The 24,316-nt window shown below is 63.1% G+C and carries 20 protein-coding genes and 1 pseudogene; 11 read left to right on the top strand and 10 right to left on the bottom strand.

All coding sequences use genetic code 11. From position 1 onward, the window contains the following. Positions 1-18 precede the first annotated feature (18 nt). From QMG52_RS02830 to QMG52_RS02805, 6 genes are all read right to left on the bottom strand, one after another. Entirely contained in the window at positions 19-3,435 is a 3,417-nt protein-coding gene (locus QMG52_RS02830; protein ID WP_283558923.1) for a DEAD/DEAH box helicase family protein, read from the bottom strand. A gap of 367 nt (positions 3,436-3,802) precedes the next feature. Beyond that, entirely contained in the window at positions 3,803-4,108 is a 306-nt protein-coding gene (locus QMG52_RS02825) for a hypothetical protein (protein ID WP_283558922.1), read from the bottom strand. Further along, positions 4,105-4,401, bottom strand: coding sequence for a hypothetical protein (locus tag QMG52_RS02820; RefSeq protein WP_283558921.1), 297 nt, complete (start codon positions 4,399-4,401; stop codon positions 4,105-4,107). Before QMG52_RS02820 ends, QMG52_RS02825 begins: the two co-directional genes overlap by 4 nt. Positions 4,402-4,466: 65 nt before the next feature. Continuing rightward, positions 4,467-5,423 (bottom strand): restriction endonuclease, encoded by a 957-nt coding sequence (locus QMG52_RS02815; protein ID WP_283558920.1) that lies wholly within the window; start codon positions 5,421-5,423, stop codon positions 4,467-4,469. Beyond that, the gene (locus QMG52_RS02810; RefSeq protein ID WP_283558919.1) at positions 5,420-6,589 is read right to left on the bottom strand and encodes a restriction endonuclease subunit S; all 1,170 of its coding nucleotides are present in this window, start codon (positions 6,587-6,589) and stop codon (positions 5,420-5,422) included. Before QMG52_RS02810 ends, QMG52_RS02815 begins: the two co-directional genes overlap by 4 nt. 11 nt (positions 6,590-6,600) lie before the next feature. Further along, positions 6,601-8,097: a type I restriction-modification system subunit M gene (locus QMG52_RS02805; protein ID WP_283558918.1), complete on the bottom strand. Its 1,497-nt coding sequence runs from the start codon at positions 8,095-8,097 to the stop codon at positions 6,601-6,603. A gap of 108 nt (positions 8,098-8,205) precedes the next feature. Between QMG52_RS02805 and QMG52_RS02800 the strand changes: the two genes are divergently transcribed. The 8 genes from QMG52_RS02800 (at position 8,206) to QMG52_RS02765 (ending at position 16,475) form a co-directional block, all read left to right on the top strand. Next, complete coding sequence (locus QMG52_RS02800; protein ID WP_283558917.1) at positions 8,206-8,952, top strand: hypothetical protein; 747 nt, start codon at positions 8,206-8,208, stop codon at positions 8,950-8,952. Continuing rightward, the gene (locus QMG52_RS02795) at positions 8,949-9,401 is read left to right on the top strand and encodes a helix-turn-helix domain-containing protein (RefSeq protein ID WP_283558916.1); all 453 of its coding nucleotides are present in this window, start codon (positions 8,949-8,951) and stop codon (positions 9,399-9,401) included. Before QMG52_RS02800 ends, QMG52_RS02795 begins: the two co-directional genes overlap by 4 nt. A 99-nt stretch (positions 9,402-9,500) precedes the next feature. Beyond that, on the top strand, positions 9,501-10,667 hold the full coding sequence (locus QMG52_RS02790; protein ID WP_283558915.1) for an ABC transporter substrate-binding protein: 1,167 nt from the start codon (positions 9,501-9,503) through the stop codon (positions 10,665-10,667). A gap of 74 nt (positions 10,668-10,741) precedes the next feature. Beyond that, positions 10,742-11,464 carry an ABC transporter ATP-binding protein gene (locus tag QMG52_RS02785; protein ID WP_283558914.1) on the top strand — a complete coding sequence of 241 codons (723 nt, stop codon included), beginning with the start codon at positions 10,742-10,744 and terminating at the stop codon, positions 11,462-11,464. Then, entirely contained in the window at positions 11,454-12,401 is a 948-nt protein-coding gene (locus QMG52_RS02780) for an ABC transporter permease (protein WP_283558913.1), read from the top strand. Before QMG52_RS02785 ends, QMG52_RS02780 begins: the two co-directional genes overlap by 11 nt. 129 nt (positions 12,402-12,530) lie before the next feature. Beyond that, positions 12,531-13,766, top strand: coding sequence for a uroporphyrinogen-III C-methyltransferase (gene cobA / locus QMG52_RS02775; RefSeq protein ID WP_283558912.1), 1,236 nt, complete (start codon positions 12,531-12,533; stop codon positions 13,764-13,766). Positions 13,767-13,847: 81 nt separating this feature from the next. Beyond that, positions 13,848-15,302, top strand: a complete 1,455-nt coding sequence (locus tag QMG52_RS02770; protein ID WP_283558911.1) for an FAD-dependent oxidoreductase — start codon at positions 13,848-13,850, stop codon at positions 15,300-15,302. A gap of 141 nt (positions 15,303-15,443) precedes the next feature. Next, entirely contained in the window at positions 15,444-16,475 is a 1,032-nt protein-coding gene (locus QMG52_RS02765) for a DNA topoisomerase IB (RefSeq protein ID WP_283559067.1), read from the top strand. A 108-nt stretch (positions 16,476-16,583) separates the two neighbouring features. Here the strand turns inward: QMG52_RS02765 and QMG52_RS02760 are convergent, their stop codons facing one another. The 3 genes from QMG52_RS02760 to QMG52_RS02750 form a co-directional block, all read right to left on the bottom strand. Continuing rightward, on the bottom strand, positions 16,584-18,029 hold the full coding sequence (locus QMG52_RS02760) for a PucR family transcriptional regulator (protein WP_283558910.1): 1,446 nt from the start codon (positions 18,027-18,029) through the stop codon (positions 16,584-16,586). Positions 18,030-18,108: 79 nt separating this feature from the next. Beyond that, on the bottom strand, positions 18,109-18,366 hold the full coding sequence (locus QMG52_RS02755) for a hypothetical protein (protein ID WP_283558909.1): 258 nt from the start codon (positions 18,364-18,366) through the stop codon (positions 18,109-18,111). Next, positions 18,363-19,829 (bottom strand): MFS transporter, encoded by a 1,467-nt coding sequence (locus QMG52_RS02750; protein WP_283558908.1) that lies wholly within the window; start codon positions 19,827-19,829, stop codon positions 18,363-18,365. Before QMG52_RS02750 ends, QMG52_RS02755 begins: the two co-directional genes overlap by 4 nt. A gap of 179 nt (positions 19,830-20,008) precedes the next feature. Between QMG52_RS02750 and QMG52_RS02745 the strand changes: the two genes are divergently transcribed. Next, entirely contained in the window at positions 20,009-21,397 is a 1,389-nt protein-coding gene (locus QMG52_RS02745) for an APC family permease (protein ID WP_502920434.1), read from the top strand. On the opposite strand, the pseudogene QMG52_RS02740 reads toward QMG52_RS02745, so the two are convergent. After that, positions 21,348-21,611, bottom strand: a pseudogene (locus tag QMG52_RS02740) (PucR family transcriptional regulator ligand-binding domain-containing protein); the annotation flags it as partial. The gene QMG52_RS02745 and the pseudogene QMG52_RS02740 sit on opposite strands and share 50 nt — an antisense overlap. Before the next feature lie 173 nt (positions 21,612-21,784). Between QMG52_RS02740 and QMG52_RS02735 the strand changes: the two are divergent. Next, entirely contained in the window at positions 21,785-23,164 is a 1,380-nt protein-coding gene (locus QMG52_RS02735; RefSeq protein ID WP_283558907.1) for an MFS transporter, read from the top strand. Then, entirely contained in the window at positions 23,161-24,159 is a 999-nt protein-coding gene (speB, locus tag QMG52_RS02730) for an agmatinase (RefSeq protein WP_283558906.1), read from the top strand. The genes QMG52_RS02735 and speB overlap by 4 nt, the downstream gene beginning before the upstream one ends. Positions 24,160-24,316 lie beyond the last annotated feature (157 nt).

Below are 24,316 nucleotides of genomic sequence, written 5' to 3'. Positions count from 1 at the left end.
GACGCAGGGCGCCGTTACTCAGCCCACCTTGAACGGACTATCGAAGGACCGCAGGACCCGCTCCAGCTGATCAAAGCGCGTGTCCCCGAACAGATCATCCGGACCGGTCGGCGCCAGCTCGCTGTAGGGCGAGACGTACAGCGCGTCCATCGACACCGAACCGTTCTCGCACAGCTGGACCACCAGCAGGTTCAGGAAGTCCAGCTGCCCGGCGGTCAAAGTGGAATCACCAATAAACTCGGAGAGAGTTTCCTCGACGGCGGCCCGGTCCAGTCCTACCAGTGATCTGACGAAACCGGCCAAACCTTCCTGCCGGGCCCGGGCCAGATCTTCGTCTGACCCGGCGCCGCAATCTGTCAGAATGCGCTCCAGCTCGGCAAGATCCAGCTCCGTCAGCGGTTTATTGCGGCGAAGCCGCTGGATTGCCGCAAGGTCCAGCTGTCCGCGCAGATAAGCCTGGACCTTGTCGCGATACCGTTTGAAATCCGTGCCACCCATGGAGACGCCCATGAGCGGAACATCTCGAAGTTCCCCCAGATCGTCTTCAAAGTTGGTGTAGACAATCTTTCGCCGCTTTTTTTCGATCAGGTGGACCAGCCCGCGCAAACGCTTGCGCACAAGCTCCAGCCAGTCAACGCTCACCGCTTCCCATTCGTGATCGTCCAGCAGCTGCTCAATCAGCGGCAGTTGGGCGGCAATGGCAGGAATATTGGGCTGTTCGGCCAAGGCGCCGGCAATCTGCTGAATGCGCCGCCGCAGGGTTTCCACTGCCCCCGGTTCTTCCAGAGCAGCCAGCTGTGCCCGCAGCATCAGCAGGTCGAAGCGCTTTGCTTCCTCGGTATCCGGCAGTGAACCGATGCCCGCGACCCGGGCAACTTCGGTTTCCAGCACGGACGCCTCGGTGTCGGAGAGCCCGCTCCAGTTCTCCGCCTTGGCGTATTTTTCCACGGCCTGGCGATATGGCTTGACCAGAAAATTGGCGAACGGCAGGCGGTTCACCTGCGAACTCAGGATATGCACCAGATCCGCCACCATCGGATCCCTCCCGCCCACGCCGGCCGCCCCCATGGACCGGAGCAACTGCACGCGGGCGGCAAAAGTGGACTCCGCGAGGGATCGCGCAACGGAGCCATCATTTCCCGCCAACCCCGCGTTGAAGAACTCCACATTCCCGCAGAGGTCAAAGACGAAGAAGTCCTGCTTATTCTCGCCCGGGCCGAACAAATCCGGGCAAAGGCGGGTCCCGCGGCCCACCATCTGCCAGAATTTCGTCTTCGACCGCACGGGCTTGAAGAAGACCAGGTTCACCACTTCCGGCACGTCGATGCCGGTATCCAGCATGTCCACCGAAATCGCGATGTGCGGGTTGTCCTGGGAGCGGGCGAAGGACTTGATCAGGGTCTGCCCGTATTTCACCTGATAAGTGATCACCTGCGCAAAGTGGCCCAAAAGGTGCGGATAGTTCTTATCGAACTGGGCGGCAATGAACGTCGCGTGCGCGTTGTTTTTGGCGAAAATGATCGTCTTGCCCAGCCGGTCACCACCGGCCACCTTGTGCCCGGACGTCATCAGCGCTTCCAGAGCCTTATTGATGGTGTCGGTGTTGAACAGCCAGGTGTTCACCACCGCCGGGTCCACGGAATCCGGTATGTCGCCGTCTTCGTCCCATTCCAGCTCGTCCCACTGTTCCTTCTCGGCATCGCTGAGGTCCTCGTAGCGGATCCCCTCCGAGGGGAACTTCAACGGAACCGGCACCACGCGCGGCGCCACCAGGTAACCAGCGTCGATAGCTTCATTGAGCTCGTACGCGTAGGTGGGAACGTCGTCCTCAATGTCGAAAAGGGAGTAGGTGTTCCGATCGACATCGGCCTGTGGCGTCGCCGTCAGCCCAACCAGGAGCGAGTCGAAGTAATCGAAGATGGAACGGTATTTCTGGTAAATCGAGCGATGCGCCTCGTCCACGATGATGAGGTCATAGTAGCCCACGCCAAACGGCCGGTTGTGCGCCGTCGAGCCTGAATTCCGCTCCTGAATGAGGTTCATCATCGTGGGGTAAGTGGCGACGTGGATGCGGCTTTCCGCCGCCGTGTCGCGGCCGAGAACAGCAGGCGCGCTGCCGGGCAGATGCGTCTTGAAAGCCGCGGCAGCTTGGTCAACCAACGCGATGCGGTCGGCCAGGAAGAGGACCCGCTTGGCCCAGTTGGCCTGCATCAGCAGTTGTGAAAGGGCGACGACGGTACGCGTCTTGCCGGTGCCTGTCGCCATCACCACCAGCGCCTTGCGCTCAATTCTGGTCTCGAAGGCTTCCGTCACGGCGCGGATGGCCGCGTGCTGGTAGGCCCGTTCCACGATGCTGTTGTCAATTACGGCCTCTGCCAGCGGCTTACGGCTGATGCGCCGGTCCACCATGAGCTGAAGCTGGCTTTGCGAATGAAAACCCTGCACCCGCCGCTCCGGGTAGGAGCTGTCATCCCAGATCCAGTGCTCATAACCGTTCGTGTAGTAGATCACCGGACGGCGGCCGAAGCGCAGCTGCAGCGCGTCCGCATACAGCTTGGCCTGCTGCTTGCCCACGTGCGCGTCCTTCGTGGCGCGCTTCGCTTCCACCACGGCCAACGGCAGGCCGTCCGCGCCCCAGAGCACATAGTCCACGTACCCCTTGCCGCTGAGCGTCCCGGAACTGGTGGGCATCGTGTCCACCGCAAACTCCCGATCCTCCGGTTTGTCCAGCGGCCAGCCCGCCCATTGCAGCTCGGCATCAATTAGATACGCCCGGGTCAGCGCCTCATCGTAATCGTGGTCGTCAGGGATGCTCTGGTTGCGTTTCTTGGCATCGCGGACCTGCTGCCGCAGCACCAACAGCTGTGCCTGGAGCCCGGCGGTATTTTCCGCTGCCAAGGCCAGCGCAGCGTCTTTGGCAGCCACGTCGTCGGCCAACTTGGCGACGTCCTGGGAGGTTTGCTGCACCGGAACCTGATCAGCTTTGAGCCTAGGTGCCAGGAACGCCGCGCTGAAGGTCAGGCCGTCTGCCGGCAGGTTCGCATCGTCGCGCGTGTAGGTGCGGGCCAGCCAGTAACAAACATGGAAAAGTTCCTGAACCATCAACTCCGCACCAAGCGGCGTCGGGTCCGTCTTGTCGTGGACAGCGTGGTTGCCGGCCTTTCGGATCACCGTGAGCTTGTTCCAGATCATGGCGCCGGTCACCCGTTTGAACTCCGGCTGGTTCATCAGCGCATTCAGATCGGGCTGGTACGGTCGGGAAATTCCCGGCTCCGCCTGATAGACCCAGTCCACCAAATGCTCCGCCGTGTGCCGCGCGTAGAACATCGAGACGCGCGGATCGATCCTCGCGAACTGCTCAGCCTTTCGCGCACGCTGAGCCAACTCCGTCCATTCCGCAAGCAGAAAGGCGAAGTTGCTCTGAATCTCCCCCAAAGTGGAACTCCCGTCGAATGGTCCGGACCGCTGGAATCAGTCAACCAGGTGAAGCAGGCACTCTCCGGCGCGCAGCACGTGCTATCGCCTGGGTGATCCAAATTCAGGTAGAGAAAAAGCTTCCGCCCTCAAGCGAATTCCGAGCCGTGGCACCGAGTATCTTTTTCGCTTCGCGTGTGAACTGCCCCATGGATAACCAGATCATGCAGCAGGATCCGGAGGTGGCGCCCCACATTGCTGAAGGGTGCGTCCGTGCACGTTCCAGCACCTTAGCGAGCGCCGACCGTGAGTTGCGAAGATAATCGGCTGCTTGTTGGGTTGTGAGTTGGCTGGCGGTGAGAGCTACTGCGAGCGGGTATAACCCTGCTCAGGCGACCAATTCCCGCAGCCGCTGTATATCTGCGGTGAGCCGGTCGAGTGCGGTCGAAACCGACTCGTCCCGCTTGGCAGTCAGGGCGTCCAGTATCCAGCCACGTAACAGTGCCGAGATCGGTACATCGAGCTGGTCAGCCAGTGCCTCGATCGCTGCGACGTCATCGGGGGCGAGGCGGACTGCAACCGGTACCGATTTGTTCGGCCGGATCGGTACCACGTCTGCGGGCATTGGGTCGTCCCGCGTTACGTCGGCTTCGTTGGCAACTTGAGTGACCAGTTTCTTCGCGTCTGTGCTCATGGCTGCTCCCCTTCTCGATAAATTCGTCGGTCAGTGCTGTTTGCCCGCCAGCCGTTCGCGCCCCACCAGGCATTAGGCCTATCCTCTCGATGCACGAGGATTACCACGAGCACTGCTTCCGCGGTACGTGAGTAGCCGAGCACGCGGGCGCTGGCGCCAGACTTACTCTTGGGGTCCGGATCGAACAGTTGCGCGTCGACGTCGGCAAGAGCCTCATTCGCCTCGGCCACCGACACGTGATGGCCAGTCCATAGGTGCTCGCCCCCGTAAACCCAGTCCACATCGAAGGCCATGGCTTAAGTTTACAACTGTAAACAGATGCCGACAAGCACAGTGACAAGGTCAGTCCGAAGCAGCATTATTCGAAGAAGTCTTCATCCAGTTCGACGACCTCGTAGCATTGCTTCACTTGGACACCGACTCGGTACTTGATCATCAGGGCCGTCAGTCGGCTCTCGTCGATCAGAATTACCCGCGACTGAACCGCATTCGCGTACTCTCGGGCGCCACTGGTAAACGTGCTGGTCGTGATGAAAACGCCGCGGGTGGCGCCGATGCCGTGCAGGGCACCCACGAACGACTGAATCGCTTCCCTCCCTACATTGTTGCCTTTGCCGTAACGCTTAGCTTGGACGTAGACCTGATCCAGACCGAGCGCATCTTGGTCGATGACACCGTCAACGCCTCCGTCCCCGGTTCCGCCAATGCGTCTGCCGCGCTGCTCGGCACCGCCGTAGCCCATCTTGAGCAATAGGTCGACGACGGCCTGCTCAAAGAACGCGGGATCACTGGCCCGCAAGCGTTCGATGAGAGTGCTGCTGACCTCGGCATGGAGCAGGTTCATGCCCGCTTCGATCTGTTCCAGCGGAGACAATATATCCTCAGCCGCCTCGAGGGCGTTGGCCGCTCTTGGGGCTGTCTCAGGCCGGCGACGCGGCTGGTGGTTGCGGTAGACATCGATGGTTTCAAGATCCGAACGGTTGAGGCCGCCTAGGTACTTTGCAAGGAGGGTACGACCAAGATCCGTGATCTCGGATATACCCCGGACCGGACGATAAATGGCCCCGGCCGTCGTCAAGTCAGAGATCGCCCAGCCGACCCGGTTTTCCACCTTTGACTGGCCTGAGTTCAGAAGAACCGAGCGCTGTTCGTCCAAGATACCAAGCACATCCTGAACTTCAATTATGAGTTCACGCCGCTTGCGAGGTTTCCCGTCGGACAGCACCTTGAGCACTGGAATCATGAAGTCCTGCCACGGCGGGATGCCATCGGAAACCAGAGCTTGAGTGTCTGAAGCCAGGGATTCGGTAGTCACAGTTCTCCTTCGAATGCGCGGTTCTGCAGGGAGGCGAAGAGGGTGTCCAGCTCGGCGAGCTCGGTGCGGTGCTGGTCTTTCAGATGCTCGACGGCGGCAACTCGCATCGCGAAGGTCTGCTGAAGTTTCACCGGGGGCAGGGAGATAGGCATGGATTTGATGATTCCCATGTTCAGACCACCCATGATGGAACCCTTCGTAGTCTGCCGAAGGTGCCGGCTCGCTTTTGGATGCTGCAAGAAGTACGCATGAATATATTCGGGCACGGCCAGCGTTCGGTTGAGGGTAATACAACACAGGTGCTTTGTATTGATCGCCGTAGGAATGGCGTCAGGAATGACAGCGGCTCGTCCCAACGTCCCCATGATGGTAACGATCAGATCGCCCGGATGGACAGTGTAGCGCTTCAACTGCCCATATTTCTCTTCAGAAATGAAGCGCCGTTGCTTCCACTGGAAGCTGTTTTGCACAGCATTGTCGATCCCGAGAACGGCAATCCCCTCGTCCGTAAATTCGCTGGTCAGGAGCTGGCTGCCAAAAGGTCCCGTTCGGATGGATGATTTGGTTGGTGCTGCAAGTGACTCCATGCTGACACTGGGCCAAGAGGAAGAGCCTTTTACCAAGTCATCAAAAATGGATTGGGTGAGGGCGTCGAGGTGGGCGAGGGCTTGGCGGCGCTGGGCGCGGAGCTGGTCGGCCTTGTCCAGGACGGCGGCGATCCGGCGCTGCTCTTCGAGGGGCGGGAGCGGGATTTTAACTTCTGAGACGTAACTCGCTGGCACCCTTTGCTGGCCCCCGCTGCCCGTCATCCTCAGTTTCCCGGCTGAGCGGAACTCCTTCCGGCGCAGGAAGTGCAGCGCATATGCTGGATCCAAGGCGGCGTTCGCACGCACAACATGGAATTCTGTTGATCCGGCGCCCCATCGGTTGCCGATAGTTGCCCGTCCGATCTTGCCGTTTTCAAAGCATGGCGTTATTTTGGCTACGAGGAGGTCCCCTCGTTCGAAAGGGGTGAAGCCGGTTCGCACGTCCCCGACTTTTCGCGTGTCCTCGGACATGACGCAACCATGAACATCGCTCAATTGAGCCATCCCGACGAACGAAATGGGATCATCGCTGTGAGCTGCCAGATTCCATTTCGGATTGATTTGGGCAACATCCGCCAACCGGACCCGATTCACTTCAGCAGCTCCCGCAGCTCTGCCATGCCAGCGGTGATCTCGGCTTCGAGGGCATCCAGGTCGGCGAGGATCTCCTCCGGAGCCTTGTGATCGACGTCGTCGTATTCGATCTCTTTGTACCGGTTCAGCGACAGGTCGTACCCGTTGGCTTCGATCTCTTCGCGGGGGACGAAGAAGGACTGGTCGGTGCGCGCCCTGGTGAGTTCCGTCGTCGTACGTTTTCCCCAGCGGGCCCGGACGTCGTCCAGGTCAGAAGAGCCAAGCGGCGTGCGCTTGTCGTCCAGGCTGAAGCCGTCGGACTTCACGTCGTAGAACCAGACGTTGTCCGTACCGCCGGAATTGGTTTTGGTGAAGAACAGAATGGCGGTTGAGACCCCGGCGTAGGGCTTGAAGACGCCGGAGGGGAGTTTGACCACGGCGTCCAGCTTGTGGCCGTCAACGATCATCCGGCGCAGTTCCTTGTGGGCCTTGCTGGAGCCGAAGAGCACGCCGTCCGGAACGATGACCGCCGCGCGGCCACCGGGTTTGAGTAGCCGGAGGAACAGAATGAGGAACAGGAGCTCGGTCTTTTTAGTTTTGACCGGGCTCAGCAGGTCCTTGGCTACGTTGTCGTAATCCAGGCTGCCGGCGAACGGGGGATTGGCCAGGATCAGGTGGTACTTCTCTTCCTCGCTGGCATGCAGGTTTGCCAGCGAATCACGGTAGGTGACCTCCGGGTTTTCGACGCCGTGCAGGAGCAGGTTCATGGCTCCGATGCGGAGCATGGTGGCGTCGAAGTCGAAGCCGTGGAACTGCTCGTGGTGGAAGAAATGTGCGGTTTCCGGGTTGGTTAGCAGGGTCTCGTTGTGCGCCCGCAGGTGCTCGGCGGCGCTGATCAGGAATCCGCAGGTGCCCGATGCCGGGTCGCAGATGGTTTCTAGCGGTTTGGGTGCCTGCATATCAACCATCAGCTTGATGATGTGGCGCGGGGTCCGGAACTGTCCGTTGGTGCCGGCGGAGGAGAGCTTGGAGAGCATGTACTCATACAGGTCACCTTTGGTGTCCTTGCCGGTCATGTCCATCTCGTCGATGATGTCAACCACGCTGCCCAGGACGTGTGCGCTGGGAATGGTGAAGCGGGCGCCCTTCAGATGCTGGGCGTAGCTGGATTCTTCGCCATTGCTTTGCTTGGGCAGCTCCTCGCGGAGGAAGGGGAAGATGCTCTCATTGAAGAGCTTGAACATCACGTCATTGTCCAGGTCCTTGAACTTTGACCAGCGCAGCTCCTGGTAGCTGCGGCCGAACACATCGTTGCCGGGAGGGAAGACGGGATTGTGGATTGCCGTGCCGCTGCGATTGGCCCGCTTTTCCTCGCGAGTCTGCGTTTCGTCGAGCCGCTTCAGGAAGAGGAGGTACGTGATCTGCTCGATGACCTCGATTGGGTTCGAGATTCCGCCGGTCCAGAACGTATTCCAGACCCTGTCCACCTGAGACTTGATTTCACCTGTGATCACTTGAGCCAGTTTAGTGCGCGATGGAAGCGCCCCGGGACAGCTTCGATAGGCACGGAAGCTGTAAGTTCCTTCTCGAAAATACTTATCACATTTGATAAAATTTAGGACGTGGTGCCATCCAATGATCGAGATTGGCAGGAGCCAATAGGGCGGTTCCCTGCGCGCAAGGATCTCCAGCCGGAGCTTCAAGAAGTCTTGGAATCCGCGTCGAGACTCCAGCGTTTGGTTCCCGATGCTGTTCTGGTGGGCGGAAGCGCAGCGGCGCTCTATGCCGGGCACAGGGCGTCTTATGATCATGACTACGATCTCCGGGAGCTGCGCGCTAATTTCGACCTCGTTTTGGAAGCCCTTGAGTCCGATGACGGCTGGGCCGTGAATAGGTTGACGTACGGGAAGATCATCCTGGGGGAATTGGGCGGAATTGAAACTGGGCTGCGTCAACTGATCCGGCTCCGCCCCTTGGAAGTTGCAGAAGTTCAGTTGACGATTAGGAACACTGTCATGGTCCCGACGTCCGAGGAGACCTTGCGAATCAAAGCGTTCCTCATCACGAAGCGCAACCAGACCCGTAACTACTTGGACGTTGCAGCTCTTGCAGATCATGTCGGCCTGGAGCGTGCCGCGCTCGTCCTCTCCGGGATGGACGAGTATTACGCGGATCAGGCGCATGACGGTGCCGCCGTTTCTTCCCAGGTGGCTCGACAGTTGGGGCATCCGCTGCCCAACGACTCTGGGACAACAACGCGGCTGGAAGGATACAAGGGGCTGTCCGCTCGTTGGCTCGATTGGCAAGAGACGGTGAATCTCTGTCAACAACTTTCGGCGCAAATGGTCAGTGGTGAGGAGGAATCGTGACGGAGCTTAAATTTCGCAATCTGAACGTCACGCCGGACAGTCCAGTAGAAGATTGGGGTTTCGAGGGGCTCTTGACAGCGGCGGAGCTTGGGGACATTACGCATTGGCGGCGCATTATGGCAGCCGTGCGGCGTAACCCGTATTGCGAAGTGGCACGCGAAATGGTCCAAGTAATCGAAGCCATTGAGGACCCGGGTACTGCCGGCATGCTTCGGGCCGGCATGAAGCTGGTCAGGGAACGAGCAGCTGCGGAGGAAGTCTCAGAAGTGGCCGGAAGGCTCTCGGATTTCCTAGCCAAGGCGGGCATGTCCCGATTCGAGTTTGCGCGAAACCTGGGTACATCCCAGTCCCGCCTCTCCACCTATTTGAGCGGCAAGACCGTGCCCTCGGCAGCCATCTATATCCGCGCGGAGCATCTGGCGCAAAGATTCGCAGTCGAAAATCGGTGACCGCAACGACGGCGAGCTTCGTGTGACGCCACATGAACGTAGATGACCCCGGGTTTCCGCGCCATTGAGCGGGGCTTCGGGCGACTCTAGGGTGAGTCCATGACCATTCCTGAGAAGCCGGCCACCATTAGAATCGTCGCTGGCGACGCACCCAAGCGCCGGCGTCGAGGGCTTGAAATTTCCCTCCTTGCGGCGCTGGTGCTGCTGATCGGCGCCGGTGCCGCCGTCGCCTCCGTGACACAGAAAAATGCGCCGGCACCCACCGCCGCAGTGACCACGCCGGCGGCCACCCTGAAGCTGGGTTACTTCGGCAACGTGACGCATGCTCCCGCGCTGATCGGGCTGCAGCAGGGATTCTTCCAAAAGGACTTGGGCGCCACGAAGCTGAGCACCCAGGTGTTTAACGCCGGGCCGGCGGCGGTGGAGGCGCTCAATGCCGGGGCCATCGATGCCGCGTATCTGGGCCCGAACCCGGCCATCAATTCCTTTGTCAAGAGCAGGGGCGAGTCGCTTCGCGTCATTGCCGGCGCGGCGTCAGGCGGGGCGCAGCTGGTGGTCAAGCCGTCAATCCGGACCGCCGCAGACCTCAAGGGCAAAGTTCTGGCCACCCCGCAGCTGGGCGGAACCCAGGACGTGGCGCTGCGCTCCTGGCTTGGAAGGCAGGGCCTGAAATCCGGACAGGCTGACGCAGGAGCGCCGGACGCAGTGACCATCAATCCGACGGACAACGCCGCGGCGCTGAAGCTGTTCCAGGATGGAAAGCTCGACGGCGCATGGTTGCCTGAGCCCTGGGCGTCGCGTCTGGTGCTCCAGGCCGGGGCCACGGTGCTGGTGGATGAGAAGGATCTGTGGGACGGCTCGCTGACGGCGAAGCCGGGCCAGTTCCCGACGACGATTCTTGTCGTGAACAAGAATTTCCTGGATCAGCATCCGGAGACTGTCCGGGCGCTGCTGAAGGGGCACGTGGAGTCGGTGCAGTGGCTGCGGCAGAATCCCGCCGCGGCCGCCGAGGTGATCAATGCCGGATTGACGACGGCTGCGGGCTCCGCCCTGCCAGCTGACGTGCTGTCCCGGTCCCTGTCCGGTCTGAGCTTTACCGACGATCCGTTGGCCGGAACGTACCGCAAACTGCTGCAGGACGGGGTCGACGCCGGCACGACCAAGAGCGCGGACCTCGGCGGCATGGTGAATCTGGGCCCGCTGAACGCGGTGCTCAGAGATGCCGGTCTGCCGGCCGTCTCCGCCGCGGGTTTGGGCAGCCAGTGACGGCGGCGCCGGTTCAGCCTCTGGTAGGGGGCCGGGGCGGGAACGACGACGTACGGATCCCGGTTGATCCGGGAGTGGTGATTGAATTATGCGGAGTGGGGAAACGCTTCGGCGCGGGCGCGCCGGTGCTCGACGACGTCAATCTGGTGATCCGGCCCGGGGAATTCGTCGCGCTGCTGGGTGCGTCGGGATGCGGGAAGTCGACGTTGCTGAACCTGGTGGCCGGTCTGCAGCCTCCCACTGCGGGTTCCATGGAGCTCCCGGCTGACGGCGCCGCCTTCATGTTCCAGGATGCGACGCTGTTCCCGTGGCTGAGCGCGCGCGGAAACATTGAACTGGCGCTGCGGCTGCGCGGGGTTCCGAAGGCTGAACTGGGGAGGCGGGCGGAGGAACTGCTGGAGCTGGTGCATTTGGCCGGCTCCGGGCACAAGCGCCCACATGAGCTTTCCGGTGGCATGCGCCAGCGTGTTGCGCTGGCCCGTTCGCTGGCGCAGGACCGGCATGTGCTGCTGATGGATGAACCATTTGCGGCGCTCGATGCCATCACCCGGGACCTGCTGCACGACGAGTTGGAGCGCATCTGGCGCGGGACCGGCCGGACCATCGTTTTTGTCACCCACAATGTCCGCGAAGCGGTCCGGCTGGGCCAGCGGGTGCTGTTGATGTCCTCGCGTCCGGGCCGAGTGGTTCGGGAATGGACGGTGTCCGCCAAACAGAAAGCGCCGGAAGAGGCCGCCACCCTGGCGGCGGAAATCACCGCCGAACTGCGCAAGGAGATCAGCCGCCATGTCCGCTGAACAAGAGGTCCTGCTCGCCGCCGGTTCCCTGCCCCCGCAGGGGTGGCCCGAAAACCCTGCTGGTGCGGCCCCAGACTCGATCGGCGGAGGGCACTCGGTGAGCGAGGTCGAGGCCGGGCTGGATGCGTTGCAGTCCGAGCTGCCGCCCCGTCCGTCGCTGAACCTGACCAAAATCCTCGCGCCGCTTGGCGCCGTCGTCGTTCTGGTCCTGCTCTGGCAGCTCTACATCATGCTGGGCCACAAACGCGCGGATCTGGTGCCCGGTCCGCTGGATGTGGCCGCATCGCTGTCGGCGCTGTGGGGCGACGGCAAGCTGCAGGGCGCGGTGTGGACAAGCGTACAGCGTGGGTTCATCGGCTTCGTGGCCAGCGCGCTGATCGCCACGCCGATCGGGCTGTTGATAGCCCAGGTGCGGCCGCTGCGCACGGCGCTGGGGCCACTGATTTCCGGGCTGCAGGTGCTGCCGTCCGTGGCCTGGGTGCCCGCCGCGATCATCTGGTTTGGACTCTCCGATGCCACCGTCTACTTTGTCTTGCTGATGGGAGCGGTGCCGTCCATCATTAACGGGCTGATCGCGGGGGTGGACCAGATTCCGCCGCAGTACCGCCGGATGGGGCAGGTGCTCGGGGCTGGGCGCTGGGCGATGGCGGTGCAGATTGTACTGCCGGCGGCGCTGCCGGGCTACCTGGCCGGGCTGAAGCAGGGCTGGGCCTTCTCCTGGCGCTCGCTGATGGCCGCGGAGATCATTGCGATGGGCGGATCCATGGGCTTTGGGCTGGGCTCGTTGCTGCAGCAGGGACGGGACCTGTCCGACATGGCCGTCGTCATGAGCGCCATTTTGCTGATTCTTATTGTCGGGATCGCCGTGGAACTGCTGATTTTCGCGCCGTTGGAACGCCGGCTGCTGCGCGGAAGGGGACTGCTGGCCGCCACCTGATGTGCCGCCCGCTCGTGTTCTGCCGTTCTGCCGTTCTGCCGGCCCGCCGGTATGTCCCCGCGTGACGCCGCGTGAACGGGTGTTTCGCACTCTTTGGCTCCGCCGAATTTCTCTCCTTAAGGTGTTTCCATGGCTGTTCAAGACATATACCCCATCTCGCTGCGGCTGCTGGGCCGCCCCGTGTTGGTGGTGGGTGCCGGACCGGTTGCCGCGCGCCGCGCCAAGGGACTGCTCGACGCCGGCGCGCTGGTCACTGTGGTGGCACCGGAGGCGGAGGGCGGGGTCAGGGCACTGGCCGACGCCGGGCTGGTGCGGTGGCGCGAACGGGGCTATCTTGCCGGTGATCTGGACGGGGTCTGGTTTGTGCAGACCGCCACCGGTGTCGCGGAGGTGGATTCGCTGGTCGCGGCCGACGCCGAGGCGCAGCGGATCTGGTGCGTCAATGCCTCCGATCATGAAGCGTCTGCCGCCTGGACCCCTGCCGTTGCCGAGGTGGACGATGTGAAGATCGCCATCAGCGCCGGCGGAGATCCACGTCGGGCCGCGGTGCTGCGCAGCGCGGTGGCGGTGGCCCTGGAATGTGGTGACCTGCCTCTTCGGCGGCACCGCACATCACCAGGGGCCAGCGGATCTGTGGCCCTGGTCGGCGGTGGTCCGGGCGATCCGGGGCTGATCACTGTGCGCGGACGCCGGCTGCTGGCACAGGCCGATGTGGTGGTGGCGGACCGGCTGGGGCCACGCGGCCTGTTGGCGGATCTGGATCCCGAGGTGCGGGTCATCGAGGTAGGCAAGGCTCCGGGCCACCATCTTGTTCCGCAGCAGCAGATCAACGAGATCCTGGTCCGCGAGGCCCAAGCCGGTCATCGGGTGGTCCGGCTTAAAGGTGGGGATCCCTATGTGCTGGGCCGGGGTGGGGAGGAAGCGCTGTTCTGCCGGGCTCAGGGTATTGATGTGGAAGTGGCCTCCGGCGTCACCTCCGCTGTCTCCGTCCCGGCCGCGGCGGGGATCCCGGTGACGCACCGCGGTCTGGCCAAGGCCTTCACCATGATCAGCGGCCACGAGGAACTCTCCAACGTACCCGCGGGCAGCGATCACACCGTGGTGCTGCTGATGGGGGTCGGAACCCTGCGCCGATCCGCGGAGCTCCTGGCCGCCAATGGCCGCGGTCCCGACTGCCCTGTCGGTATTATCGAGAACGGTTACGGAGCCGATCAGCGCGTGACGATCGGGACGCTGGCCGGCATAGCGGACCAGGCGGAAGCGGCCGGCGTCGCGAACCCGGCCGTGATCGTCGTCGGCGACGTGGTCCGCGTCAGCCCGCTCGCCGCCGTCGCCCTGGCAAAGGCAAAGATTTCCATCGATTGAGCAATAGGCGCGCTTGTGGGCGCCCAAACGGACAGCAATTGCCCAGTCGATGACGGGCACCACGAAGAAAAGGAAACCACCGTGTCAACAAACAGCTGCGAAAAATCCGTCGGAACCGAGGGACGCCCGCTGCGGGTGGCCGTGATCGGCTCCGGCCCGGCCGGCGTCTATGCGGCGGATATCCTGACCAAGAGCGAAGAAGTCCGCAACGGCGGCCTGCACGTCAGCATCGACCTCTTCGACCGCTATCCGGCCCCCTATGGGCTGATCCGTTACGGCGTGGCCCCGGATCATCCCCGGATCAAGGGCATCGTGAACGCCCTGCACAAGGTGCTGGACCGCGGCGACATCCGCTTCTTCGGCAATGTTGATTTCGGTACGGACCTGTCTTTGGCCGACCTGCAGGCCCATTACGACGCCGTCATTTTCGCCACCGGCGCTATCAAGGACGCGGATCTGAATATTCCCGGGGTCGAGCTGGAGGGTTCATTCGGCGGCGCGGACTTCGTCTCCTGGTACGACGGCCACCCCGATGTGCCGCGCGAGTGGCCGCTGACCGCCAAGCACGTTGCCGTGATCGGGAATGGCAATGTGGCCCTGGATGTGGCCCGGATGCTGTCAAAACATGCCGAGGATCTGCTGGTGACGGAGATTCCGGACAATGTCCACCGGGGTCTGCAGGCCTCGCCGGTGACGGATGTGCATATTTTCGGGCGGCGCGGGCCGGCGCAGGTGAAGTTCACGCCGTTGGAGCTGCGTGAGCTGTCGCATTCCAAGGATGTGGACATCGTGCTCTATCCGGAGGATTTCGAGTTCGATGCGGCCTCCGATGAAGCGATCCGGACCAACAACCAGATCAAGACGATGGTCGGTACCCTGACGAACTGGCTGGTCGACCAGGATGACGACGTCTCCGCCGTTACATCAACCGCGTCGCGCCGGTTGCATCTGCATTTCCTGCACAGCCCGGTGGAGATCATCGGCACGGATGGCAAGGTCAGCGGGATCAGGTTCGAACGGACCGAGCTGGATGGCACCGGAGATGCCCGCGGTACCGGAGAAATTATCGAGTATCCGGTCCAGGCCGTGTACCGCTCGGTCGGATACCTCGGGTCTGCGCTGGCAGACGTTGAGTTCGATCACGTACGGGGTGTCGTGGAGAACGACGGCGGCCGGGTGCTGGACGCCGACGGCGCGCCGGTCCCCGGGGTTTACACCACCGGCTGGATCAAGCGGGGACCCGTCGGCCTGATCGGCCACACCAAGGGCGACGCTCTGGAAACGGTGACACACCTGCTGCGGGATCTCGCGCAGCTGCCGGCCGCCGTGCACGCGGAACCGGAAGCCGTCGTCGATTTGCTGGATGAGCGCGGGGTGCAGTACACCAGTTGGGACGGCTGGCTGGAGCTGGATGCCCACGAAAAGGCGCTGGGCGCAGCGGCATCCTTGGACGGGGGCGTGCAGCGCGAGCGGGTGAAGGTGGTGCCGCGCGTGGATATGGTGACTGTTTCCCGCGGCGCCGCCGTCGAAGTGTGACGGCCGAAGTGTGATGGCCCGGTGACCGCCCACTGTTGCGGACGTGGGAAAATCCCGTCAGCAGGCTTACGATAAGCGAAAGCGGCGGCCGGATAAAGGCTGACCCGGTCCGCTGACCACCGTTGGCAAGGGGGCATGTCCTTGAGTCTTCGCCGCAGCAATACCTCCGGACGGGGCTACCGGCGGGTCAGATCCGGCAGCGGTTTCAGCTACCGCGGCCTCGACGGCTCAACGCTGCCGTCCGGCACCGTTCGGGATCGGCTGGAAAGCGTCGGCATCCCGCCGGCCTGGACGGACGTGTGGATTGCCCCCTACGAGAACGGCCATATCCAGGCCACGGGACTCGACTCCGTGGGCCGGCGGCAGTATATTTACCATCCCACGTGGCGGGAACAGAAGGACAGGGTCAAGTTCGACCGCGCGCTGGCGCTGGCAGAGTCCCTGCCGGTGGCGCGTCGCCGCGTCACAATGGACCTGCGCAGCCTGGGTCTGACCCGGGACCGGGTGCTGGCCGGGGCCTTCCGGATGCTCGACAGCGGCTCGCTCCGGGTCGGTTCCGAGCGGTATACGAATGAAAACGGCAGCCGCGGCCTGGCCACCCTTCTCTGTGCACATGTCGCGGTCAACGGAGACAGGCTGCGGCTCAAGTTCCCCGCCAAGAGCGGCAAGGAATGGACCTCCGACATCACCGATCCGGATCTTGCGGTGTTGGTCCGGGAACTGAAACGGCGCGGCGGCAAGGCACGGCTGCTCGCCTACAAAGACGGCCGGCACTGGCACCCGGTGACCAGCGCGGAAATCAACGCTTACGTCAAGGAGCACACCGCTGGGGACTTTACCGCCAAGGATTTCCGGACTCTGCGCGGAACGGCCGCAGCGGCGGCCAGCCTGGCCCGCACCGGTCCGCAGCGTAAGGTCATGGACCGCAAAAAGGCGATCAGCCGGGCCATTGAGGAGGCCGCCGGCGTGCTCGGAAATACGCCTACCATCGCGCGGAAGAGCTACGTTGACCCGAGGATACTGGACCACTTCACCTCCGGCGAGACGATAGACCCGCGCCGGCCGGATTCCACGGAATCGGAACTCCGGTCGCTGCTGTACCGCCAGGGGGATGTGGTGCCGCTGAGTAATCGGCTGCATCCTGATGCGGCAGCTGCTGCAAAAGATGCCTGATCTGGGAACCATCCTTGGGACACCTTGTTGATCATCGCGCTGACGGCCATGCCGAAGTGGGTCGCAACGACGGCCAAAGCCGAACTGCTGTAGGTACTCCCTGGCTGGTTACTCCCGGGCGAGCCGCCGCACGGCCAGCGCCAGCCAGAGCTGAACCCGGTCCGCGGTGACGGCAGGATCGTAGCCGGTCAGCTCGGAGATCTGTGTCAGCCGGTACCGGACGGTGTTGCGGTGCAAGGTCAGCGCCTCCGCAACGGCCGCCACCGAGCCGTTGAGCTGCAGGTAGCTTTCCAGCGTGTTAACCAGCTCGGCGCCGTGCGCGGCGTCGAAGGCCAGCAGGGGGGCCAGCGCTTCCGTCGCCATATCCGTCATCGGCACGTCCTCGCTGGCCAGCAGCAGCGAGGTTAGGCTGAGCCGCTCCGGTTCATTCACCGCCAGACCACGGGAGGCGGCTTCCTTCGCCTCAAAATAGCTCCAACGCAGCCCGTTGGCCTGGGCATAGGCCCCGCCGATTCCCACCGGCGCCTTGATGCCGACGTCGGTCATCTGCCGGCTGAGTGCGGTGCCCAGCGTGGCCGGGGCGCCGCTGTGAGTCGGGCAGATGATGAGCAATTCCTGCTGATCCGCGCTGCCGAGCACGGCGGCCACCGCGGATTCGAGCGGCTGCGGCAGGGCCATGCCCGCCAGGGTGTCGGAGCGGCCGGCCGGTACGCGCACCAGCAGCACCATGTTTTTGGCGGCCGGATTCACGTGCACGCTTTGCAGCCGGGCCGTGGCATCGGGCCCGTTGAGGGAGCCGCGGATAATGTCTTGGAACACCTGGCCGGCCAGCTGTCGGGCGGTCTGCCGGCGCTGCACCAGGTTGTTCAACTCCACACTGATCAGGCCCTTGGCATAGTCAACGATCCCGCCGTCATCGAACGGTTTGCGCAGCCAGAGCGTGCTGGCGTCGCGCTTGCCCGTCGCGAGCACCACGGGAAGCCAGTTTTCGTCGTCGACGTCGGTGCCGGGGCAGGTGCTGAACAGCTCGCTGTTGAACTGGGTCAGCACCGCATCGGTGCGGATCATCCCGGCCAGCTTGGCCAACAGGGCGTTCAGGCCGCCGCCGGCGAGCAGCGACTGGGCCAGAATCTGATGCTGGGTCAGCAGCCGCTCGAGCTTGGCGTAGTGATCGGCCGAGCGCGAGTCAGCCACGAGCTTGCCGATGGCGATAAACGGAGTCCGGTACGGGACCTCGACGACGGGCAGCCCCCATCTGTTCGCTTCGGCGATCAGCGCCGTGGGGACCTGGTCATGGCCGAGCCCGATGCCAAAACCGAGGCCGACGGCGCCGGCCCGCTGTACCTGGCGGACGAAAGAGCGCTGGGCGGCGGCCGTGTTGCTTTTGAGGCCCGTGGTGAGCACGAGTTCACCGCCGCTGAGGAACGGCTGGGGGTTTTCCAGCTCGGTGACCGCGGCCCACTGAATCGGGGTTTTCAGCGTGCCTTGCGCAGCGCCGAGGTTTTTTAAGTGCAGCTGCGGCGTTGCCAGCAGATCGGCGAGGGAGATCGACATAAGTCAATTATACAAATGCACTACAATTTTCCCGGTCCTAGTGCGGCGGCACCATCCGGTGCCCGCATCAGCCCGGCCCTCAACAACTCCGCGGCCACGCCATGCAGGAACTTTGGTTCCTGTCCACGCTGTCGACGGCCGCCGTCTCGTCGTGCGCTGTGATGGCCTCGAGCAGGCATTCGTGGCCGTCGGCGCTGCACCCGTCGAAGCTGAGGTCCTGCTGCTGCAGAACGTTGCTGAGGAAGATCCTGTCAATGGGCCGGTGCCTTGATCGCTCGCGCAGCGTCGCCGTGACTCCTTCGGTCAGCGGTTGGCGGCGGCTTCGAAAGAGGGTCACGCCGAGGTCCTATTCGTAGCCGGAGTCCTTTTCGCTTCCGGTTTCGTAGCCGGACCGGCGAGCAGATAGCCCAAAACCACCTGCAGTGCCCCCACGGCCGCCAGCAGTATTAAGGGCAGCGTCCAGTCGCCGGTTGCGCCGTGCAGCAGTCCCATGCCGAGCGGGCCGATCGTCGCCACCAGGTAGCCGACGGATTGGGCCAGCGTGGACATCGCGGTCGTTTCTGCCGTTGATGATCCGCTGCGGCTGATGACCACCAGCACCAGCGGGAACACGCCGAGCCCGAAGCCCAACAGCACCGCCGGTAGCGCGGCCAGGGCGACCGGAAGCAGGAGCAGGGCAAACGCCCCCACGAGCAGCGAACCGGTGGACAGCACGAACGCGTGGCGCAGCAGGCGCGGTCGGCCGGCCATGGTCAGCAGCAGCACATTGCCGGGAACCGAGACGACCTGCATGAGTGCCAGCAGCATCCCGCTGGCAGCGGCATCCAGGCCGCGGGACGTGAGGATATAGGGCAGCCAGCTGATCAGCGAGTAGGCAATCAGCCCTTGAACGCTAAAGAACGCCGTAATCAGCAGGCCAGCACGGGTCCGCAGCAGTGACCATGGCGAAATAACCTTCCCCGGGCCTGTTTCAGGACTGCGGTGGGCCGCTACAGCCATCGGCAGAAACGCCAGAAGTGTGACCACGCTCAGAATCGCCCAGGCCGCGAGCCCCAGCGAGGGGGAGTGCAGCTGCTGTGCCAGCGGCACACTGACAGCGGCCGCGACGGTGGCGCCCGCGGACATGGTGATCGTGTACACCCCCGTCAGCAGGGCCGTTTTGTGCGCGTAATGATCCCTGATGAACGACGGCATGGCCACGTTGCAGACGGCCAGCCCGGACATGCTGACCAACGTCCCAACCAGCAGCATGCCAACCGAGGGGACGCCGCGGACGGCCAGTCCGGAGGTGAGCATCAGCAGTGCGACCGCGATGGCCTTCTCCACGCCCAGCCCTCTCACCAGCCAGGACGTTCCGGCACCGGCAACGGCGAAGCAGAGCGTGGGAATGGAGGGCAGCACTGCAGCGATCAGGGGTCCGTAGCCCATAACCTGCTGCAGGTCATGGAAAAGGGCAGCGGCGCTGGCGATTCCGGCACGCAGGTTCAGGCCAATCAGTACGACGGCGGCGATCCCCAAGGTGGCAGGCAGCCAGCCGTGCGCGGCAGGAGAGGGAAGGTGTTCGGGCAGCTCAGGTGCCAGCGTTTCCTCCAGCGTCTCCCCGAAAGGCTCATCGTCGGGACCGGCGCTCAGCCGTCCACGTTTTGCTCTCAGGACTGTTGCCTTCGGCCCCGATTGGTTCGGCCCCGATTGGTTCGGCCCCGTTTGGTTCGGTCCGGATGCATTCGGCCCGGTTGCATTCGGCCCGGTTACCGCCAGCGAGGCCGACCCGGCTTGGGTGTTCAACTGTCCGGAAGTCATGCACCAAACATAAAACGTCAGACATCTGATCCCTTTGTTAAGTGGGCGGAGTCACTCCCGTTGCCGTACGAGCCGTCCACAGGTCCTTCGATCTGCCAACAAGAATCTACGCCCCGAAACGACGCGGCCAGGCAATCTGACACTACTCTCCGGGCTGATGGGAGATCAGAATGAAGAACATGACTAAGACACCTCCGGATTACGCCCTGCCGGCCCAGGTCAGCCTGCAGCCGAAGCGACCCGCCTCCTCCAGCCCGTTGGCCCGCTGGCTATTGGCCAACCGCGTGGCACCTGTCGGACCTGAGACGGAGGAGATCCATGCCAAACCCAACGCCTGGTGGAAGGTCATGTGCCTCACCGGCGTCGATTACTTCTCATCACTGGCCTACCTGCCGGGCATCGCGGCTCTGGCGGCCGGCGCACTGTCCCCCTTGGCAACGCTGCCGATCGTGGCGCTGACGTTGCTGGGGATGCTGCCGATGTACCGTCGGGTGGCCAAGGAGAGCCCCCACGGCCAGGGTTCGGTGGCCATGCTGGAAAAGCTGCTGCCGTTCTGGCGGGGCAAATTCTTTGTCCTGATACTGCTCGGTTTCGTGGTTACCTCCTGGATCATCACCATCACCTTGTCGGGAGCGGATGCCACCGTGCAGATCCTGCAGAATCCTCTGTTGCCCAACGGGTTGCGGGGCGCGGCAGTACCGATCACGGTGGTGCTGCTGCTCATCCTGGGAGGGGTTTTCCTGCTCGGCTTTAACGAGGCCGTCGGGGTTGCCATCCCGTTGGTGGCCGTATATCTGGCGCTCAACGCCGCGATCGTCGTCGTCGGCTTCGTCGAAGTGTTCACCCGGCCAGGGCTCCTGAACGGCTGGACGGATCGGCTGCTCTCGAGCAGCGGCGGACCCGGCGGCGTCCTCGGTCCGGCCATCATTGCGTTCCCGCTGCTGGTCCTGGGCCTGTCCGGCTTCGAAACCGGCGTCAGCATGATGCCGCTGATCACGGCACGCGGAGACACGCCGGAACAGCGCCTGGCATCGCGGATCCGCAACACGCGCAAGCTGCTCACCACCGCAGCCCTGATCATGAGCGCTTACCTGATGACCACCAGCTTCATCACCACTGTGCTGATCCCACCTGCCGAATTCAAGGACGGCGGCCAGGCCAGCGGCCGCGCCCTGGCCTACCTGGCCCACGAATACCTGGGCAGCAGCTTCGGCACCGTTTATGACATCAGCAGCGTCCTGATCCTCTGGTTCGCCGGTGCCTCCGCCATGGCAGGACTGATCAACATCGTTCCGCGTTACCTACCTTCCTACAGGATGGCCCCGGAATGGGGACGCGCCGTGCGGCCCGTCGTACTGGTCTACACCGCAATCAGCGTGGGCATCACCATCCTCTTCCATGCCGATGTCAACGCGCAGGCCGGAGCATACGCCACCGGGATCCTGGCCATGATGGTTTCCGGAGCGGTGGCTGTCACCGTTTCCGCCGTCCGGCGCCACCACCGCCTGGGCATCGCTCAGGGGCATGCATCTGTTCTCCGATGGCCAGCGCGCTGGCCCCCGCATTGACCAGCGCCTCGGCAAGTTCAACCTGCCCCCCGGCGTCTGCTGGTATCGACAGGCCGTTGGTCATCATCATCTCGCCACCCGTGACCCATTCCCACAGGCGCGGCAGATCGGAGGTATGGGCCCAAGTGACGCGGTTGCCCAGCCCTCCCGGCCCAGCAAGAAGTGTCAACCCCAGTTGGGGTTCGGCCAGCAATTCGGCCACAGCAATAGCCACTCAGAGGTCTCCTGTGCTTGAAGCGGAGGCCGCCCCCATGGCGGCCTTATACGTATGTATAAGTCTCTCTGTCATTTGTAGGCAATCTTCGCATGTACCGAGTGATGCCGGTCACCAACAATTAAGAGACTGAACTTCCCCGCTCGATAAGAGCATTCACGAGAGGGTTTGCCATGAGCGCAACCAGCAATCTCATTGATGACGCCCCGCTGACCAAATTCCACAAGAAGCTGACCTTCTTCGCTTCCGGCGGCCCGTTCATCGATGGCTACGCGCTGTCGATCATCGGAATCGCGTTGATCACTATGACCCCTGGCTTACACCTGAGTACGGTGGAAATCGGCATGATTGGTGCCGCGAGCCTGGTCGGCATCTTCTTCGGCGGTGCTATCTTCGGGTGGCTGACCGACAAGATCGGCCGCCACCACATGTACATCGCCGACCTAATCGCCCTGGCCGTATTCTCCCTGCTCAGCGGCATCGCCACCGAAGTTTGGCAGGTGTTACTTTGCCGCTTTCTCCTTGGTATGGCCATCGGCGCCGACTACCCGATCGCCACCTCGCTGCTGGCAGAGTTCTTGCCCAAGAAGCACCGCGGACGTCTCCTCGGGGCCACCTTCGTGGTGTGGGCCATCGGCGCAGCGGCGGCGTTCGGAGTGGGTTACCTTCTTCGCGACATGGGACCTGGCACGTGGCGCGTCCTGCTTGCCAGCCCCGCGATCTTCGCCATCATCACGCTGCTGTTCCGCCTCGGGACCCCAGAATCCCCGCGCTGGCTGCTCTCCCGGGGGCGCCGCGACGAGGCGGACGCTGTCATCAAGAAGGTCTATGGTCAGCAGTACGGCCTCGCCGACGTCGCATCGGACAGCGATGGTCCGACCAAGCAGGGTAAGTTCATGGACATCTTCAGGGGCCAGTTCTGGAAGCGCACCCTGTTCGTATCCATCTTCTGGACCGCCCAGGTCATCCCGCTCTTCGCGGTCTACACGTTCGCACCGGACCTACTAGGGTCCATGGGTATGACGGGCGACGCTAATCTCTACGGCGGGTCCTTCCTGATCTCTATGCTGTTCGTCGTCGGCGGCATTCCCGGTCTGTGGCTGGTCGAAAGAATCGGGCGCCGCAAACTGCTCCTGTGGAGTTTCGGCATCATCGTGGTGGCCTTGGCCATCCCCGCCTTCATTCCGAACGTGCAGGCCGCACCCCTCTTCATCGCGCTGGCAATCTTTGCGTTCGCCTCCGGCGCCTCCAGCTTCCTTGAGGTCGTCTACCCCAACGAACTCTTCCCCACAGAGATTCGCGCCACGGCTGTAGGCTTCGGGACGGCAATCAGCCGCGTAGGTTCCGCAGCCAGCACCTATTTGATGCCGGTCGCTATTCTCAGTTTTGGTGCCGCTGGCTCGCTGCTCATCGGTGCCGTTATCTCCCTGATCGGCCTGCTGGCCACCTTCCTGCTCGCGCCGGAAACCGCCAATAAGTCGCTTTCGGAACTCACCACAGAATTGCCAGTTCAGCCGGCTAACAGCAAAGCAACGGAAGGATCCCTGTCATGACCACCCACGATCCCATCGGACCCGTCGACGCAACCAAGGTCCCCCGCTACGCGGGCCTGGGCACCTTCGCCCGACTTCCTCAAATCGACCGAGTTCCGGACTATGACATTGCAATCGTTGGCGTCCCGTTCGACGGCGGAACCTCTTTCCGTCCGGGCGCGCGGTTCGGCCCGGCTGCTGTCCGCGAGGCCTCCCGCCTGCTGCGCCCGGGCTACCACCCGGAACTCGATGTTGAACCCGTCTACGAAGCTCAGGTTGTGGATGCCGGCGACATTGCCTGCACACCATACGACATCACCCGAGCCGTGCGCGAAATAGAAGAACAGGCCCTGCCGCTGCTGGGCAAAGACAAGAAGCTGATCTCCATCGGCGGCGACCACACCATCGCCCTGCCCATGCTGCGGGCGCTGAATACGGTTCACGGCCCGGTGGCACTGCTCCACTTCGACGCACACCTGGACACCTGGGACACCTACTTCGACCAGTCGATCACTCATGGAACTATCTTTCGACGGGCATTCGAAGAAGGCCTTCTCGTCGAGGACAAGTCGATGCACGTGGGTATCCGTGGCCCGGTTTACGATCGTGATGACTTCCTGCGGGACCACGAGTTCGGCTTCCAGATCATCCGCTGCTCGGATCTGGATGTCATCGGTGTTCCGGCCGCAGTCCAGCGTGTGAAGGACCGCTTGGGTAATACCCCCGTCTACGTCTCGATCGACATCGACGTGCTGGACCCGGCCTATGCACCGGGGACGGGTACTCCCGAAATGGGTGGTCTGCACTCCCGGGAACTGCTCGCCTTGCTCCGCGGGCTTAACGGCATCAACATTGTCGGCGCCGACGTCGTCGAAGTCGCCCCGGCCTACGACCACGCCGACATCACCACCCTCGCGGCCGCAACCGTCGTCTTCGACTTGCTGGGCCTGATGGTGAACCGCAGCAAGGGTGCCGCCATCTCCGGTCAGGAAAGCCTGGAGACGGCTGCCGTTTAGGCGCGGTTACCGTTTAGGCGCGGTTACACTGTGGGGCCTGCGGAAGATTTGCAGGCCCCACAGTGGCTGACCCGCCGTCGTTTTGAGGGGCTGTCCGCATCGGAGGCTCCGGCGCGTGGACAAGGTTTGTAATTGCGCCTAAAGGCGCTGCGTGCTT

This window comes from Paenarthrobacter sp. PH39-S1 (assembly GCF_030063245.1).
In the GTDB taxonomy this organism is placed as follows: Bacteria; Actinomycetota; Actinomycetes; order Actinomycetales; family Micrococcaceae; genus Arthrobacter_M.
This window is presented reverse-complemented; position numbering and strand designations above follow the sequence as displayed.

Coding starts and splice junctions, on each gene's coding strand:
- speB (WP_283558906.1), top strand. CDS start 23,161: ATGACCACCCACGATCCCATCGGACCCGTCGACGCAACCAAGGTCCCC.
- cobA (WP_283558912.1), top strand. CDS start 12,531: ATGGCTGTTCAAGACATATACCCCATCTCGCTGCGGCTGCTGGGCCGC.
- QMG52_RS02780 (WP_283558913.1), top strand. CDS start 11,454: ATGTCCGCTGAACAAGAGGTCCTGCTCGCCGCCGGTTCCCTGCCCCCG.
- QMG52_RS02825 (WP_283558922.1), bottom strand. CDS start 4,108: ATGAGCACAGACGCGAAGAAACTGGTCACTCAAGTTGCCAACGAAGCC.
- QMG52_RS02760 (WP_283558910.1), bottom strand. CDS start 18,029: ATGTCGATCTCCCTCGCCGATCTGCTGGCAACGCCGCAGCTGCACTTA.
- QMG52_RS02820 (WP_283558921.1), bottom strand. CDS start 4,401: ATGGCCTTCGATGTGGACTGGGTTTACGGGGGCGAGCACCTATGGACT.
- QMG52_RS02745 (WP_502920434.1), top strand. CDS start 20,009: ATGACTAAGACACCTCCGGATTACGCCCTGCCGGCCCAGGTCAGCCTG.
- QMG52_RS02735 (WP_283558907.1), top strand. CDS start 21,785: ATGAGCGCAACCAGCAATCTCATTGATGACGCCCCGCTGACCAAATTC.
- QMG52_RS02790 (WP_283558915.1), top strand. CDS start 9,501: ATGACCATTCCTGAGAAGCCGGCCACCATTAGAATCGTCGCTGGCGAC.
- QMG52_RS02750 (WP_283558908.1), bottom strand. CDS start 19,829: ATGACTTCCGGACAGTTGAACACCCAAGCCGGGTCGGCCTCGCTGGCG.